Source organism: Dyella monticola, from assembly GCF_003363155.1.
Taxonomy (GTDB): Bacteria; Pseudomonadota; Gammaproteobacteria; order Xanthomonadales; family Rhodanobacteraceae; genus Dyella_B; species Dyella_B monticola.
The window spans coordinates 206,024-221,433 of the sequence record NZ_QRBE01000004.1; the positions used below are offsets into that span (position 1 = coordinate 206,024).

22 protein-coding genes are annotated in these 15,410 nt (G+C 57.2%); 15 read left to right on the top strand and 7 right to left on the bottom strand.

The genetic code is table 11. The features are described from left to right. Window positions 1-2 precede the first annotated feature (2 nt). On the bottom strand, window positions 3-452 hold the full coding sequence (locus DWU98_RS09310; RefSeq protein ID WP_196239490.1) for a hypothetical protein: 450 nt from the start codon (window positions 450-452) through the stop codon (window positions 3-5). Between the two features lie 256 nt (window positions 453-708). On the opposite strand from DWU98_RS09310, the gene DWU98_RS09315 reads away from it, so the two are divergent. The 13 genes from DWU98_RS09315 (at window position 709) to DWU98_RS09375 (ending at window position 11,118) form a co-directional block, all read left to right on the top strand. Next, window positions 709-2,799 (top strand): RHS repeat-associated core domain-containing protein, encoded by a 2,091-nt coding sequence (locus DWU98_RS09315; protein ID WP_158545011.1) that lies wholly within the window; start codon window positions 709-711, stop codon window positions 2,797-2,799. Continuing rightward, complete coding sequence (locus DWU98_RS09320) at window positions 2,796-3,317, top strand: tetratricopeptide repeat protein (RefSeq protein ID WP_158545012.1); 522 nt, start codon at window positions 2,796-2,798, stop codon at window positions 3,315-3,317. Before DWU98_RS09315 ends, DWU98_RS09320 begins: the two co-directional genes overlap by 4 nt. Window positions 3,318-3,322: 5 nt before the next feature. Beyond that, window positions 3,323-3,631, top strand: a complete 309-nt coding sequence (locus DWU98_RS09325) for a DUF6968 family protein (protein WP_115495278.1) — start codon at window positions 3,323-3,325, stop codon at window positions 3,629-3,631. Window positions 3,632-3,671: 40 nt separating this feature from the next. Next, entirely contained in the window at window positions 3,672-4,136 is a 465-nt protein-coding gene (locus DWU98_RS09330) for an OmpA family protein (RefSeq protein ID WP_158545013.1), read from the top strand. A 28-nt stretch (window positions 4,137-4,164) separates the two neighbouring features. Beyond that, complete coding sequence (locus DWU98_RS09335) at window positions 4,165-4,488, top strand: hypothetical protein (protein WP_115495280.1); 324 nt, start codon at window positions 4,165-4,167, stop codon at window positions 4,486-4,488. Beyond that, window positions 4,478-4,852, top strand: coding sequence for a hypothetical protein (locus DWU98_RS09340; RefSeq protein WP_115495281.1), 375 nt, complete (start codon window positions 4,478-4,480; stop codon window positions 4,850-4,852). The genes DWU98_RS09335 and DWU98_RS09340 overlap by 11 nt, the downstream gene beginning before the upstream one ends. A gap of 11 nt (window positions 4,853-4,863) precedes the next feature. Next, window positions 4,864-5,727: a hypothetical protein gene (locus DWU98_RS09345; protein WP_115495282.1), complete on the top strand. Its 864-nt coding sequence runs from the start codon at window positions 4,864-4,866 to the stop codon at window positions 5,725-5,727. Window positions 5,728-5,876: 149 nt separating this feature from the next. Continuing rightward, window positions 5,877-6,893: a hypothetical protein gene (locus DWU98_RS09350; protein ID WP_115495283.1), complete on the top strand. Its 1,017-nt coding sequence runs from the start codon at window positions 5,877-5,879 to the stop codon at window positions 6,891-6,893. Window positions 6,894-6,928: 35 nt separating this feature from the next. Continuing rightward, window positions 6,929-7,972, top strand: a complete 1,044-nt coding sequence (locus DWU98_RS09355) for a hypothetical protein (RefSeq protein WP_147293265.1) — start codon at window positions 6,929-6,931, stop codon at window positions 7,970-7,972. Window positions 7,973-8,032: 60 nt separating this feature from the next. After that, window positions 8,033-8,368 (top strand): hypothetical protein, encoded by a 336-nt coding sequence (locus DWU98_RS09360; protein WP_147293266.1) that lies wholly within the window; start codon window positions 8,033-8,035, stop codon window positions 8,366-8,368. A gap of 32 nt (window positions 8,369-8,400) precedes the next feature. Then, the gene (locus DWU98_RS09365) at window positions 8,401-9,420 is read left to right on the top strand and encodes a hypothetical protein (protein WP_115495286.1); all 1,020 of its coding nucleotides are present in this window, start codon (window positions 8,401-8,403) and stop codon (window positions 9,418-9,420) included. Window positions 9,421-9,425: 5 nt separating this feature from the next. Continuing rightward, window positions 9,426-10,007 (top strand): hypothetical protein, encoded by a 582-nt coding sequence (locus tag DWU98_RS09370; protein ID WP_115495287.1) that lies wholly within the window; start codon window positions 9,426-9,428, stop codon window positions 10,005-10,007. A 190-nt stretch (window positions 10,008-10,197) separates the two neighbouring features. Further along, window positions 10,198-11,118 carry a restriction endonuclease gene (locus DWU98_RS09375; protein ID WP_115495288.1) on the top strand — a complete coding sequence of 307 codons (921 nt, stop codon included), beginning with the start codon at window positions 10,198-10,200 and terminating at the stop codon, window positions 11,116-11,118. Between the two features lie 165 nt (window positions 11,119-11,283). Here the strand turns inward: DWU98_RS09375 and DWU98_RS21670 are convergent, their stop codons facing one another. From DWU98_RS21670 to DWU98_RS09405, 6 genes are all read right to left on the bottom strand, one after another. Next, on the bottom strand, window positions 11,284-11,604 hold the full coding sequence (locus DWU98_RS21670) for a hypothetical protein (RefSeq protein ID WP_147293267.1): 321 nt from the start codon (window positions 11,602-11,604) through the stop codon (window positions 11,284-11,286). Between the two features lie 196 nt (window positions 11,605-11,800). Next, entirely contained in the window at window positions 11,801-12,142 is a 342-nt protein-coding gene (locus DWU98_RS09385) for a zinc ribbon domain-containing protein YjdM (RefSeq protein WP_115495404.1), read from the bottom strand. Between the two features lie 106 nt (window positions 12,143-12,248). Beyond that, a complete protein-coding gene (locus DWU98_RS22200) occupies window positions 12,249-12,704 on the bottom strand; it encodes a hypothetical protein (protein ID WP_115495290.1) in 456 nt (151 codons plus the stop codon). 7 nt (window positions 12,705-12,711) lie between these two features. Then, window positions 12,712-13,071: a response regulator gene (locus DWU98_RS09395; RefSeq protein WP_147293268.1), complete on the bottom strand. Its 360-nt coding sequence runs from the start codon at window positions 13,069-13,071 to the stop codon at window positions 12,712-12,714. 70 nt (window positions 13,072-13,141) lie between these two features. Next, window positions 13,142-13,816: a hypothetical protein gene (locus DWU98_RS09400; protein ID WP_147293269.1), complete on the bottom strand. Its 675-nt coding sequence runs from the start codon at window positions 13,814-13,816 to the stop codon at window positions 13,142-13,144. Between the two features lie 106 nt (window positions 13,817-13,922). Further along, window positions 13,923-14,138: a ribbon-helix-helix protein, CopG family gene (locus DWU98_RS09405; RefSeq protein ID WP_230474769.1), complete on the bottom strand. Its 216-nt coding sequence runs from the start codon at window positions 14,136-14,138 to the stop codon at window positions 13,923-13,925. 113 nt (window positions 14,139-14,251) lie between these two features. Between DWU98_RS09405 and DWU98_RS09410 the strand changes: the two genes are divergently transcribed. Continuing rightward, window positions 14,252-14,803, top strand: a complete 552-nt coding sequence (locus DWU98_RS09410) for a hypothetical protein (protein ID WP_230474770.1) — start codon at window positions 14,252-14,254, stop codon at window positions 14,801-14,803. Window positions 14,804-14,861: 58 nt separating this feature from the next. Continuing rightward, window positions 14,862-15,044 carry a hypothetical protein gene (locus DWU98_RS09415; protein ID WP_115495293.1) on the top strand — a complete coding sequence of 61 codons (183 nt, stop codon included), beginning with the start codon at window positions 14,862-14,864 and terminating at the stop codon, window positions 15,042-15,044. Window positions 15,045-15,410: the final 366 nt, after the last annotated feature.

Genomic DNA, 15,410 nt, shown 5'->3' on the forward strand with positions numbered 1-15,410 from the left:
CGTCACTGGACCTGTTTCACCACATCGCCGCACTCACCCGGATCTGAACAGGTGTCCAGCAAGGGTGAGGCGGTGACATTCAGCGCGCCGTTGCTGGCGGGCGTGGTCGTCACCGTCACGGCTTGGTCTTGATACACGGTTTCTGTGCTGGCACTCGTGGCCGTCTTGGCCTTGGTGGTGTTCACGTGCGCCGCATCCGTCCCGATTGGTAGCACCAGCACCGTGCCATTCGCCGCGGCAACCGCGCTGCGCACCGTGCCATTTAGGTCATTGACCTGCACATACTCAATGCCATCTTTTGCGAAGACGTACACGTGGTAATGCGGGCTCAAACTGACATCCGTGGCATTGGGCCACGCTTGCCCCAGGCCTGTGGACGGCGCGCCTGCCCAAGCAGCGCCAGAAAGACCGAGAGCCAGACCAATGGCGAGCACTGCACGCTTACTCTTCATAGAAAAATCCCCTTTGCTTATGTGGTGGATGCCCGTTCCGTGGAAAGGGCAATCTAACATCGCAGCTTGACCGACATTCGGTGGGTGCGATGTCAACGTTCAGCACGGCAGGGGGTGCGTGATGGAAATGTGAAGATGGCATGCGACGAAAAATCATGCACGGGTGACCGTCAAAATCGCACGTGGCTTCGGTAATATCGGAACGACCAATACCACTCATGGACAGCGGCCAGGCAGGGCCGACAGGGGGATGGAGATGTGGAGCGTCAGGAAGTGGGCGCAGGGGATTTTCGTTGTTGCGCCATTCGTTTTCGGGTCGCCGCTCTTCGCCCAAACGGCGAACACGACGACGACTTATCAATACGATGCGTTGAACCGCATGACGCAGGTCACGGACCCGAGCGGGTTCAACACCACGTATCAATACGATGGCCTTTCCGATCCGACGAGCACCACCAGCCCGGACTCGGGAACCAAAGCGCAAACTTTCGATGCCGCCGGCAATGTGTTGACGGCGACCGATGCCAAGGGCAACACCGTCAGCTACACCTACGATGCCGACAATCGGCGGCTCACGGCAACGTATGCCGACAGCACTCTCAACGTGACCTACGCTTACGATCAATCGAACGCCGTCACCGGTTGTTCCGTGTCGTATCCAATCGGCCGTTTGACACAGGTCGTTGAGAATTCGGTGACCACGACCCTCTGTTACAACGGACAGGGTTTTGTGATCCAAAAGATGCAGGCGCTGAACGGACAAACCCAAGTCACGAACTACACACGTAGCGCAGCGGGTCGTTTGCTGGCGATCACACATCCCAGCGGCAACCAGATCAACTACTCCCGCGATGGGAATGGCAACATCAGCGGAGTGTCTGTCACAACCGGCAGTGGCACGACCACGCTGGTGAGCAACGTGACGTATGCGCCCTTTGGCCCGGTGACGAGCTACACCCTGGGCAACGGCCAGACCGTCACTCGCACTTACGACGCCAACTATCGACTGACGGATTTGACCAGCCCGGGTTTTGCGCTGCATCTGGCGCGTGATGCGATGGGCAACATCACGGCGATCGGCAACGCACCCGGCGCCAATCCTGCGACGGAAAGTTACGCCTACGATTCGCTGTATCGCTTGAACACCGTGACCGAAGCCAATGGCTCGATTTTCGAAAGCGCGACGTATAACCAGGCGGGCGATCGATTGACGAAGACGGGCAGTGGGCTTGCGACGGGAATCTACGCCTACAACACGGGCACCCACCAACTGATCGCCACCGGCAATGCGGCGCGCACGGTGGATGCCAATGGCAACACCACCGCGATTTCCAACGCCGGCACGACCTACGGCTTTGGTTTCAACGATCGCAACCGCATGTCCGTGGTGCAGGTCAATCAATCCACGGTGGCCACCTACCTCTACAACGCCGATGGGTTGCGCGTCGCCAAGACGACAGGCGGGGCGACGGAGACCTACAACTACGACCTCGACCATCACTTGCTCGGCGAATACGGCGCGACGAACCGGGAATACGTCTATATGGACGACATCCCCGTGGCCAACCTCGACATGCAGGGCACGACGACGGTGGCCTACGTCACCGCGGATCAGACCGGCACACCGCGCGCGGTGGAGGACGGCAGTGGCAATGTCCTTTGGGCGTGGCCGTATGAAGGCAACGCGTGGGGGGAACTCGCACCGGTCACGAATGGCTACACCTATAATCTCCGCGCCCCTGGCCAGTATTACGACGCCGAAAGTGGGTTAAACAGCAACATCAATCGCGACTACGACAGCGGCACCGGGCGCTACACCGAAGTTGATCCCTTGGGCCAGGCCGGCGGACTCCCGCTGTATGTCTACGCCCAAAACGACCCTCTGGCCTACATAGACCCGCTGGGCCTGTTCCCCTTCGGCACGCCCGCACCGGCCGGCGGACCCACCAGCCCGGCGGGACCGGGCGTGTTGCCCGCGGATCCCTTGGCGCCGCCTCGGTCCATTCCCAGTCCGGGTTCGGCCTTACGCGGGCTCGCCGCTCTGTGTGCTGCGCAGCCCGAGCTGTGTGTAGCGGCAGGCATTGTCGGTGGGTGCCTTTACCCGAACTCCACCGCCGACTCGTGTGCGGACGAACCCCATCCCCCCGCTGGGCAGTGCCACAAGAACAACGACGACTGCGAGAAGGAGTGGGAAGACGCCTTCCGCATGTGTGAGAACTACAACTCCCAGCCCAACCCGCCGCGTGGCATCACGGGTGGCTACACTAACCTCTATCAATGTGCCAAAGGCCTGGTCAGCCAGCGTTGCGGTGGCAACCGCGTCACCGTGGACGGACAAGATCAATGACGGACAACTTGGAAAAACTGATTGCTTCAATTGAAACGCGCGTGCGTGCGGATGATCCCCAGGCGCTGACCGAGGCCAACGACCTGGTTGAGCGGTTCCCTGACGAAGCCCGCGTGTGGTCGCTGCGCTCTTACATCCTTTCGCGATCCCATGACTTTGAAGGCGCGATCCACGACATGACGCAAGCGATCGAGTTGGCACCCACCGAACCGGTCTTCTTCTTCAATCGTGGCCGGTTCCACCTGCGACTGGGGCGACCGAAGGAAGCGATCGAAGATTTCACGCGCGGGCTTGAACAGTGTGCGCATCACCAGAACAACTATTACCGCGACTCGCTTCTCTTTTTCCGCGCCGCGGCGCACGTGCGGCTCCGCGATGGCACAGCCGCGGCGGCCGACCTCTCTGAGATTGAAGACGACGAATTTTCCCTCTGGATCGAGGGACTGGTGTCCAAGAAGCAATTGATGGCCGAGGCGGAAAAATTCGGTCCACGGCGGTCACCTCGTCCCCGTCCGTGATCCCCATGAACCCCGACCAGATTGACGTCGTCATTGCCCGGCGCACGTTTCAAGTGAAGGGTGGGCGAGAAGCGGAACTCATCATCGGCGCCCCGCAGCCGTTCACGGACGGCGACTACTTCCGTCCGTTCCAAGTCACGGGGCTGGGGGATGCCCGGGTCTATTACGCCGGGGGTGTGGACGCCTACCAGGCCCTAATCCTGGCTTTGAAGAAAATCACCATCCACCTGCTGACCCTTCCCGAAGTGGTGAACGGCGAGGTGCAGTGGTTGGACGGTAGTGAACCCAACCTTGGGTTGTTGGCGTCGCCGTGAGCACGGGAGCATGCCGCGCTCATCATGGACAGGAAACCCTATGTTGAAGATTAAAGGAAGCGCCGTTTTTCTCTTGCTCGCCGTACTCGTAGGCGAACGTGCGTTCGCCACTGATCTAGATTTTAAGGGCATCTTTTTCAAAGAAGGCCTGCCAAGTGTTGGTGGAGACCTGGCGGGTTCAACGGTGATGTTCGATGACTATGCCGTCCCCGTCTTGAAAGACGACTCCGCAGCCTTCTTAAATCTGAAATCGAATGCAAAGGTCAAGATTGTGGGATTTACCGACAATCAGGAGTGCCAGCGTGACATATGCAAGGCCCTTTCATTGCGCCGCGCGCAGCTCGTCAATGCCTGGTTGCTCGCGCACGACTTCCCTGCTGACCGGCTACTAGCGCCTGAGGGGCACGGCAGCAGTGATCCGATAGATACCAATGCCACAGCGGACGGTCGACAGCGAAATAGACGCGCCGAATTTCAAATCATTGCGCCCCCTGGGCAACCTTGATGCAGCTCATTGAGAAGATGCCGACGCCATGACATCGACGCCTCGCACGATCGCCGCGCGGCATTTGACCTATGCCCGCAAGGGCGAGTCGGAAAAAACGCCTTTTAGCGTGTGCATTAGTGAGCCGTTCCTGCTAACCAACGAAAACTGTGACATCGCGTTTGGGGAGGGGGCCGCGGGGTGCGTGGTCAGCTTCGATGGTCTCTCAGAAAAGTCGAGGACCATCTACGGTGGCGATACCGTCCAGGCTTTGGAGCTCGCGATCAAGTCGATGGAGACTTTTTTGAAATGGTTGAGTAAGAAGTATGACTTCTACTTCCCGGATGGTGAGGAGCCTTATTTTGAAGATTAGGCCAAGATGGTTCCTCCTTGCATGGATACTTGCCACGCATGCCGTTGACGCGCATGCGCAGACGCAACAGCAACCAAAAATTCCCAGATGTACGGCGGCACAGATCATCGTGACCGGTGCATACCGCAGTGCCCAGTTCAAACAGCAGGGGCAGTCTTACGACCAGCAGGCCATGAACGTGCAGAGTATGGCGGCAAGGTTGGCGGTGAGGTTCGGCGACAACATGGGTCAGACGTATGCCGAGGTCGAGGCCAAGTTGCTACAAAACCTCTACACGAACCCGGCCTACACGCAAATGACGCCGGAGCAGTTCAGGGACGCCATGAGCGCATCGTTTGCGGCGGATTGTTCGCAGGCCACTTAGGTAGGCGTTGCATGGTCAAGCATGTCGAAGCGGTTTATTACGAAGATGGAGTGCGTCATCCGATCCTGGCAAAGGATCTCATCAAGGATGAAGTGCTCGCCCTGGCTCGAACGAAAGCCCTGGTCGATTCAGGGGACGAATTTGCCTTGTTCGTCCGAGGTGGAAAAACGCCCCACTTCTATGCGACGTCCAAGGGACGTCAACTAACCGAAAAGCCTGAGTCCAGTGAGGAGCACAACAGACGGATCGAGAGCCTATTGATGGAATTGGACGCTCTCACCAAGTCAGGTGTGGCAGTTGAGGTTGGGACCACTGTCATCAGGTCAGACGTTTGGCAAGCAACACAGCGTGTTGAGCACGATTGGCAAACCATCGGTGAACTTCGAGGCTATACCTGGGCCGGTGAGGTCACGCGTGCATTGTCCGATGGACAAAAGTGTCGCCACGATCTGTTTGGTGCGAATCAAGCGCTTTTGAATTTAACGGATCGAAACCCTTGGGTAGCCATCGAAGTGATTCACACCCACTATCCATCGGAAGCGTCGTTCAAGGGCTTCCTGGACATCAGCAGTCGGCTTCCGTTGATTGTGTTGTTCGACGCCGTTGAGGCCGAGGATTACCTGCTCAGAATTGGCGACGTCCAAGTCCTTGACGATCCCCCTTCCGACTTCAAACCCAGCAATGTGCTCTGGACCGTGAAAGGTATTCGAAGCATCGTGTATATCCATCAAGGCCAAGTGCGGATGAATGGCAGGGTGGCGCGAGTCAAAGTAAAAAAGGACAACAAGGATATTTGGAAGGATGTTGAAACCAGCAACGAGCTGAAACAGGTGATCAAAGAGGTTTTGGCCAAACGGAAAAAGAAGAGCAGGTAGCCGTTTACCAGTGGTTGGTGTGTGATGGATCCGTGAAGAACCATCCTTCGATCGTTCCAAATCACGCGAACACGCCGCGGCCGCTGGGCTAGGCAGGAAATCTCCGGTAGATTTGGCGCACGCGCATAAGTCTCGGGGGGAGGCTTGCCATGATGGTCGTGATGCGTTTCGCTGCCACAACGGTGGGGTTTTTAAAGGTCGGTCAGGGATTGGGTTTTCGTCAGCGTTGGGGTGTTCTGCTTCTGGCAGGCGTGCTCGCAGGGTGCGCCAATACGCCGTGGCCTCGTGCACCTGACCTTGATCAATCAACGCTAGTGGCTAATGCCAAAAGCGTGGGTCAGACGCCGAGCAAATCCATCCAAACCGTTGATGACGCAAAGTTGCTAATTGACGCGCTGGATCGGCAGCTGCAACACGAGACCGATACACGTCGAGAAACGGAATTAGCGTTCGACGATGCAAGCTTTTTCGGCGCCTTGGCGGCAGTGGGTGGTATTGCCGGGAAAAGTATTGCTGCACGAAACATTGGGGGAGGAATTGCCGGCTTGTCTGCGGCCATCAGTGGTCATTACAACCCCAAGGCCCAACGTATCGCGTTCACGCAAGCATGGGCTCAAACGCGCTGCCTGAAATCAGCGCTCAACGGCATCGATACCGATACTTACAACACATTTCAAAAGCCGCTCGGCTCGGTCGGTGATACGACAACGGGTGCAAAGGCCGTTAGCGCGGACCAGGCTTACAGCAACATTCCGCAAATCACTTATGACCGTGTCGGAGACATTGTTTTTCAACTTATCAATGGTCTGGACAACATCGAGACTTCGACTCCGAGCCTATCCGATATCCGATCAGTTGCGATGCAGGTGAGTGATGCGGCGAAGTCTGCCAACGGCGCGCCCGCCGCCGTGGAACAAAAATACCAAGAGCAGATCGTTACTGCGCAAGCAAATGTTCAGGCGGCCCAAGATGCAGTCAATAAGGCAAAGCAAGGCGGCAAGGAAACGGCTTTGCTGGACTCTAGCTTGCAGATTGCACGAAATGATTTAAGCCAGCTTCAAAAAGCTGCCAACCAGAACACTCCAGCGCAAACGGCATTTCTGAGTGCGGTAGTGCAATATGAGGCTTCCGCACAAGCGTGCGTAAAGCTGACTTCCACGCAATAGTTCAACGGGATCAGGCTAGGGCAAGGGACGCGGGAATGAATAAGGCAGTCATGTGGATTCTGGTTGCGGGCGTGGCCGGCTGCTCTCAGCAAGCCCAGCAAGTCGCCGGCGGGACCTCGTCTCCTCCATCCGCCACCCCAGCGGCCCCGCCATCTGACTCGACCAGCCTTTCTGGGACGTATGTGTCCGTCGGCCACGACACCTCGACTGACCAGGTCTTCATCGAAGCTCTCCGGATCACACAGTCCGGGCCCAATCAGTTCACCGGCACCCTGGAAAGCACCGAGGTGAACAAGGCCGGTAAGACCACGAACAACACGCAAAGTGTCACGGGCAACTTCGATGGTTCCCATGCCACCATCGCGCTCGACCAGGTCATTGGCCATGTCAACCGCGAGGCGACGATTGTCTCCGATTCGATCACGATGACGTGGATGCAAAACGGCCAGCTCGTCACGGAGCAGTTTGCACGCAAGTCGGACGAGCAATACGCCTCCATGCTGCAAACGCTGGGGCATGCGGCGCAAAACTTGGCGGCGACCGATGCGGCTGTGGCCAAGGCGCAAGAGGCCAATAAGGAAACAGCCGAATTGGTGGATCGGTTGCAGCACTTCCTGGACAAGGAAGAGACCTGGACCCTCGCGCCGGCAGAAACCCGGCACAAGAAAGCGGTGGGTTATGGCGATGCTGGCTTAGCCAAGGTCAAGCAATTGCTGGCCCTGCATCAGTTCCAAGCCAATGTCAGCGCCAACACACTGGCCGTTCAAATGAACACCGCCGGCATCCAGTTGGGCCTGGCACTCGACAACGACACCAGCGCGATCAGCACTGCCCAACAAAAGATGGCGAGCTTGGACAATGCCATCGCCGTCTCTCCCTGCCTGGCGCCCGATGGTTCGCTGGTGCCCAATCCCTTGCCGGCATGTGCGCTAATACCTGACATGGTGTCGCGCTATCGAGCGGTCCACGGCTCCGCCGAGTTGATGTTGGCGCAGCTCAACAGCATCAATCAGCAAACCCGCTCCGAATACGACGAGCGGTTGAAGCAGGCACAGGATTTAGTCAGTGCAGCGCATTAGTGCGGAAAGCGATTCTACCCAAGGGCTGCAGCAACGCGGAAAAATAGGAATAAAGGACTGATGACTACCCAAACACCACCGTTCCCGTTGTTCAATTTGGATGATCTAAAAGAAGCCAAGCGAACAGGCACCCCTTACACTTTTCGATTCAACACCAATGACCACGAGGCGCTTGGTCTCTTGCAGTGGCAGGTGAATAACGGGTGGGATCAACTATTGGAGTCATATGTGGCGGGGCGGAGCTATGCAACGCGGTTGCAGCTCGACCATCCGTTTTACGAAGCAAGCACTGTCGTGGATTACATTCACGTGTATCGGGAGCACGGTTTCGGGTGTATCACTGGAACGTGGTTTGGTAATCAGCGAGACAACACGACACCTACGGAAACTGAGTGAGGCAGAGCGCCTATTAAAGGAACAGGGAGCCCATGATCGCGAACGCGACTCAACAGCAGGCCGGGCAGGCACCGCCTGTGCAAGCTGCCGTCAAACCATCCGTAAGCGTCCCGCCTGCCAGCGCGTCCCCACCAACACCAAGCGTCGTCTCGCATGCGTCGCAGGGGCCGCTGCCGATCGAAATCACAAAGTCGCCGACGGACTACACTGGCATCGCAATCAGTATTGGTGCGTCGATGCTTGTGGCAGTGGTGACGTCATATATAGGGTTTCGAATCGCCAAGCTGCAGCTTGAACGGCAACGGAAAGACGCCCAGGAGCAACAAAGGGCGAACACCAAGGCGCAACTTCGCCTGGACGCTTACAAAGACATCCAGTCCGCCCTCGCCAAATATGCGGCCATCAAATCGCCAGCCGCAAAGCTGGCGACCATCCGCGCCGACCTCAATCGAGTGGTTGTTGCCACGAGAGACGGCAAGCAACCCACTTTGCGATCCCGAGCCGCGCAGTTCACCGACAACCTCGATGCATTCCAAAACGCGCTGCGTGAATTGAAACTGTGTATCGAGCGCTACGAAGCAATTCTGCCGGGCTTCGACATCTTCAAGAAGGCACTGGCCTGCGGGTTGCACGAACTATTGCGGCTTCGCGGTGCGGTTGAACAGGTGTTGGCGGACTGGCTGCCCGTGGATAGTAGATACCAAGGTGTGACGACTCCCGCTAATGTGAAGCTAGTGACAGCCGACGCGCAAACGGCCTTTGACAGGGCAGCGTGGCCACTCGAAACTGCGATTCAGCAGGTCGAAGGCTGGGTATTTGATCTTGGGGTAGAAGCACAAAACTTCACGCTGAAGGACTATGCCGACCAGCCGGTTCCACGTAGGAAACCCGATGAGCCGTTCTTTACGGTGACCGTTGACCTCGAAGATCGGGAGTCGCTTCAAAAGAAGTTTGCTGAGACCGAATACGGGAAAGCGGTGACTGCATCGCTGATAATTCAACTTCGCAAGCGCATGTCAAAGAAAGAATCATCGAAGTCGGACGCGGTGTAAGCGTGATGAATAACCAGGAAGTGATCGCCATCTGGATTCCTTATCGCCTGCAGGCGATAAGCACGATGTGGTGGGCCTACAACCAACTGCAAGATCTCCCGCAGCCGCGAGAACTACAAGTGTTTGTCGATGGCAAACAACTCCTCCAAGGCAACGCAAGCGCGGTGCTCAACCCTATGGTTGAGGCAGGGTTTATTCATGCGCGTTGCCTCCTGGAATTCTTAGGGCTTGGCGTGAGGGCGGGGAAGCTGGTCACGGTCGGCAATCGGAGGGTGGACGACATCGCTATCGAGCACTTTACGGCGAATGGCGTCGCGTTGGAGAAGGTCACGCCAGATGCCGCATTGAGTGCCTACACGGGTCCGAAGGATCGGGGCGAACGTGCGCTAGTAGCGATTTTGGAGCTGACTAATAAGGGTTTGGCTCACTTCACGAACACATTTCAAGATGGCTACAACAGCCTTGACCTTGAAATCGCCTGCAAGGGAATACCCGTGCTCGTGCAGAACCACCTTTACATGAAATTGAACATGCCCGTGCCAGTGGCTCCCAAGCCGAGCGCAGGAGATTTGACGTCGAATAATTGATATCAAGAGACAGCGCCATGACCCTCGCCTTCGAGCCCACACGCTCTTACGTCTACAACGCCTCACGCTACGCACTGTTGTCTATGTTAATCCGAACGTTGGACTTTCGATCGAACACCTGGAAGGTGAGCTGCGCAACTTTGCCAGGCTCACAAGTGATCAATTGGGATTGTTCTAAGGAAAAGCATGCATGGATAAATTACCTTCTACGACGAAGGCCTACTTCATCAAGTTGGGTGAGGGCGGCGCCTGGGAAGACGCTTGCCTGGCCAATGGCACCATCCGGTTCGGCTACCACGACACACCGCAGGAGCTGTGTTTGACCGGACAATGGGACAAGGTTCATGAGTTTTGGACCGCAGAGCGTGGCAATTCCGGCACGGCCAGCAACGACGTCCGGCAAATCCAAACCTTTTTCGAGGCCGACGAAAGCAGCATCTTCATCACTTTTTCCAAAAACTACCTTTGGTGGTGCCGCCCCACAGGCGTACCTTGGGTTGTTCCCGAAGAGGGCAACGCGCGCCTGCGAAACACGGTGGATGGTTGGAAAAAGACTAGCTTGGGAGGGGAGCCACTTTCGGTTAGTCGGCTTTCGGGCAAGTTGACGAAAACACAGATGTATCAGGGCACCATCTGCGAGGTGGGCGAAACGGCTTATCTGTTGAGACGAATCAACGATGAGAAAACCCCCGAGCTTGCTGCGGCCGAAGAAACCGAAAAGGTGTTGCTGGGTCAAATCCTGGCAATGGTGAGGTTGCTCACGCCCGAGGACTTTGAGCTGATGGTGGAGCTGATCTTTTCGCAAAGTGGGTGGCGTCGGCAAACGCGAACCGGCGGCAATCAAAAGACGATGGATTTAGACCTGCTGTTGCCGACGACGAACGAGCGCGCCTTTGTCCAGGTGAAGTCCAAGACGAAGCGCAAGCAGTTTGATGAGTATGCCGAGGCCTTCGCTGGAACCGACGCGCACACGCGGATGTTCTACGTTTGGCACACCGGCACGGTGGACCGGGATCCCCCGCCGAACATCACGCTTTGGGGACCAGACCTCATAGCCAGCAAAGTGTTGGAAGCGGGCCTGTTGGCGTTGCTAAAAGATCGCATTTCCTAAGGAGCTTACGATCATGATGAAAGGTGGATTGAACTGGGCAAACGACCATCTCGATCACCAAACCCCTCCATGCGCGCCGAATTGCTTGGACTGCGCTTGGGCCAAACGCGTGAAGGAAGAAGAGAGGCGGGCGCGTGACAGGTTTGATGAACAGCTTCACCGACTTCACGAGAAAGAGAGGGAAGAACTGATCAATTCGCTGCCTCTCGCGTCGAGGCAGGTGGTGATGGAAAAGTTACGCCCGCGGCGTATATAAGGTGGCATTCCGAACGTGAGGAGCTGAGACGAGATCTCAGCTCCGGCTCCGCGAATGCCCCCGGTCCACAGATGACGTGGGCAACTTGGCGTCGATTTGCCGGGCGCGATCTTCGGCGTCCAGTTTTTCACGGCGTGAAACACGTCGGTCCAGAAAGTGTCGTTGCGTTCCCGCTGCGTTTCATAGCGAATCCGGGCGAGGTCAGACACGAAGTCGATGCGGGTGGGCACGACGGAAACCTTGGCGGGTGGAAGCCAGGGCCAGGAGGATGGGTCCACGGGTTCGCGCGCAAACTGGTTCGACTGGCCGAGACAAAAAGGGAACACGCCTATCAGGTGTGTTCCCTTTCTTTATGCCGCAAAACGAAGTAATAGGAAAAAGTCTGCTCAACGAAACCCGACGAGATGCCAAGCGGTGCTTTTCAAGTCAGGCTTTCTTGAGAAAGCAAACCTTAAGCACCAGACCTTTGATCTTATCGGAGTTGCCTTCGATGTGTTCCGAGTCGCCGTCGACGAGTCGAATGTTGCGAATGACGGTTCCCTGCTTAAGAGGAATGGAGGAGCCCTTGACCTTCAGGTCCTTGATGACGACAACCGAATCGCCACCATGGAGCACGTTGCCATGGACATCGCGCACGACTGTGGTGACCTCTTCGATTTTTGCCACTACCTTCGGCCATTCGTACCCGCAATCTGGACAGATGTAGACCATCCCATCCGGGTACGTGTTTTCCATGCCGCAACGTAGACAGGCTGGGATCTCGGATATTTCCATCAAAAAGCCTCTTTCTAGGTAAATGAATACAACGGTTTCGTACCATCGTTGCTAGCGTGGATGGATATCGCGGGCCACGATCAGCTTCTCTTACAGAGCGCTACATCCATTCGTAGGATGCGGCTCGCACGAAGTGTTCACGAGCAGTAGAGCTAAGCCACGGAAAGGCGCGGCCAATGGCTTGATCGGCTGATTTGCACCCGACTTGTAAGTCGTGATTTTGCCAATGCGTCGCGCTGCAAGCATGAGTCCAGATATTCCGAGCCATGATCCGATCTGTCCCGGACAAGCCTTCGTGGGTCAACACGGCTTCCAAGAAGCGCCAAGGCGCTGACCAGTCGGTAAAGCTTTCCACAATGCTGACAATGTTTGATTGGGACATCGAATGGAACCTGTTGATCTCCTCGGTAAGAGGAGGCTCGTGGTGCGACGATGGGCACAGCCAGCGCATACGGTGAGTATCAATGTATCCGTTGCCGTCGCGTGCGGCCAGGGTGCTCTTTGCTTCTTTTCTTACGTAGATGATGAAGGTTTCAATCGGTGGAAGGCAGCACATGCCGGCCCTAAGCCTGTGGCTGTCCGATGACACATGCCAGGCAATGACGCAATTCGACCACGCCCACTGGCTTAATCAAGGTGATGTCACCCCGGAACGCGATAGGCTTGGCCGAGCCCGTCGCGGCGTCTTGCTCCAGTAGCAGCACGATTGGGATGGCACAGCGACGAAATAGGCTTATCAGAGCCTTTACTTCGCGATAGGGAAGATGCGCATCAACAATCGCCACGCGATGATCGGCCAGCAGCATCGCGTTCAGTGCCGAATCCAGCCCGCTCGCCGCGCAGACGGCATAACCGCTCCGCTGTAGGTCCTGTTCCAGCGCTTGGCGAAAAACCGCATCGTCATCCACGATCAAGACAGACATCGTGTCAGCCTTCGAACGCTGCAGACGACGCAACGACCTCACGCATAGCGGGATGCATAACAGCGTGTCGTCACTTGCGGCGTTTTTGCCGGCTCAGCGCATGAAAGCGCGAGGGTGGCGATAGATGCGCGCGCACGGTTTCAAAAAGCGGGCTGGCTTCCGACGGACGTTCCAGGTGACGTCCCACGGACGCGGCAGCTAATTGAGCGACTTCCATCGGAAGGGGTACAGTGGTCTCGGGCCAGAATCCCAACTCCAGAGCGCCCAGTCGTGCCGCACTATCCAGATGCGGCAACACCTCGCCATAGGTGGCGCGGCGTAGTTCGTTGTCCGTGGTGTTGCCAGGCGCTGCGATGATGATGCGGCACGCCGTCTGGTTGGTGCTTTTCAAATAGGTGCCGTACGCCGTCAAGCAACCGGAAAACAGGGAGCGATAGCGCAACGTGTCCGACCCTGCGCTTTGTCCGACCTGATGCTCGACGACTGCCACCGCGAAGCGCAGCGGCAATCGGCGAATGAGTGTGGCCAAGGTGGTTTCAGCCGCATTCGGTTCCCGGACAGGAAGACATAACTGGGGCGCCACGTCGTGGAGCCAGGACGCGATCGGCGCGCGGATGGACGCGGGGCTGTCATCGCGACGCAGCGACTGCAACCCGGTCAGCGATTGCGTAAGCATGGACCAGGCGGCCGATATGGTCGGCCAGCAGAGAATCTGCACGTCGATGCGCTTGTCCTGGGTACTCACGCTGTACTCGCCAAGAAACGCCACGTGTTCAGGCCGTAAACCGGCCATCGTCTGTAAAACACTGGGGGCACTTTTCGCCGCCGAGGACGGCGGTCGGCGGATGGGTTTATCCGTTACTGGCACGGTCATTGGGTTCTTCCGGCAGCGCCTCGTCTTCGGCATGCCAAGGGCGGCCGGAGGTGCGTTCGATGTATTCGCGGATCAATCGGCGGACGACCTGGGACGGTGTCGCGTCCTCAGCCGCACATAAGCGCTCGAAGACCGCCTTCTTGCGTGGGTCGATCAGGATCGTGAGACGGGCGGTACGATTTTCGATGGCCATAGGAGTATTCTCCAACTTACACACGAATCAATCTACATGATAATCAAATTATCATACAACGCACATGGTGCGTTTTCATGATGTTTGCGACGCCATGACGGGGGATCGAATACGTGAATGAGCTGGCCGCCGCATCACCGATGGTGACCGCCGTACTCGGTCTGGTCACGACCTGGCTGCTCGTCGGCGGACTAGGTTTGGTGCGCCCGAACCAGATCGGCTGGATCGCCCACGTCTTGTTTCCCTTGGGTGCTTTGGTCGCACTGGGCGTTGCCGTCGTCGGCGCCACGACGTGGCTGCCTACGTTTGTGACGCAGCAGGCGGTGTTCCCGCTCGGACTGCCGGACTTGCCGTTTCATGTGCGGCTGGATGCGCTGTCGGGATTTTTCCTGGTACTGCTGGGCAGTGCCGGCACCGGCATTTCGATCTTCTCGGCGGGCTATTTCCGTGCGGGCGAAGGCACGGCGCCTGGCCTCTTGTGCCTGCAATACCACGTGTTTCTCGCCAGTATGGCGATGGTCATGCTGGCGGACGATGCGTATCTGTTCATGGTGGCTTGGGAACCAGCAATGCCGCCACTGCGGTCATACCTTCAGCGATGGATCTTCATAGATCCTCGCTGCTTCAACGACCTTCGTTTCTCGTCCTCGCGCGCAGGCGCATAGAGCCCGGCTCCACCGGGCTCTATGCGTTTTATGCATCTATATAATTAAGGAGTCCATCATGCATCTGGTTCAATCCATGGCCTACGTCGGGGAGCAACCCTGGCATGGCCTCGGGACACAGCTTGTCCCCGATCAGTCCCTGGACATCTGGGCCCAGCAAGCGGGCATGAACTGGCGGATCGAGACCGCCGACGTCCATTTCGTCGCTGGTCATCCCTTCCCAGGTTCTCTGCACACCTAACGGGATAACCGACGCCACGATTGATCTCATACAACAGCTAAGGGTGGCCAGGACCATTCCAGGTGGTCCTCCGGCTTACGTCATCGAAACACTGGATAATGGAAGTCCAAATGGCCCAGTCCAGATATTCGATGGGAATGGGAATGCCGTGCTGGAGGGAGTGGCTAAAAACGGAAAGCTTGATGGCCAAGTTCGCTATACGGATGAGAAAGGCCAAGCGGAAGTGGCTTCTTTCGACAGTGGGCGTTTAACAGGCGCATCCGCTACCTCAGGGAATTAAAAGGAGATATGCCCCTTTTGTCGTAAGCATGGTGCCAACAGAAAAACGGGCCGCCCAAAGGCGGCCCGGTCGGGCGTCGGCTTCCA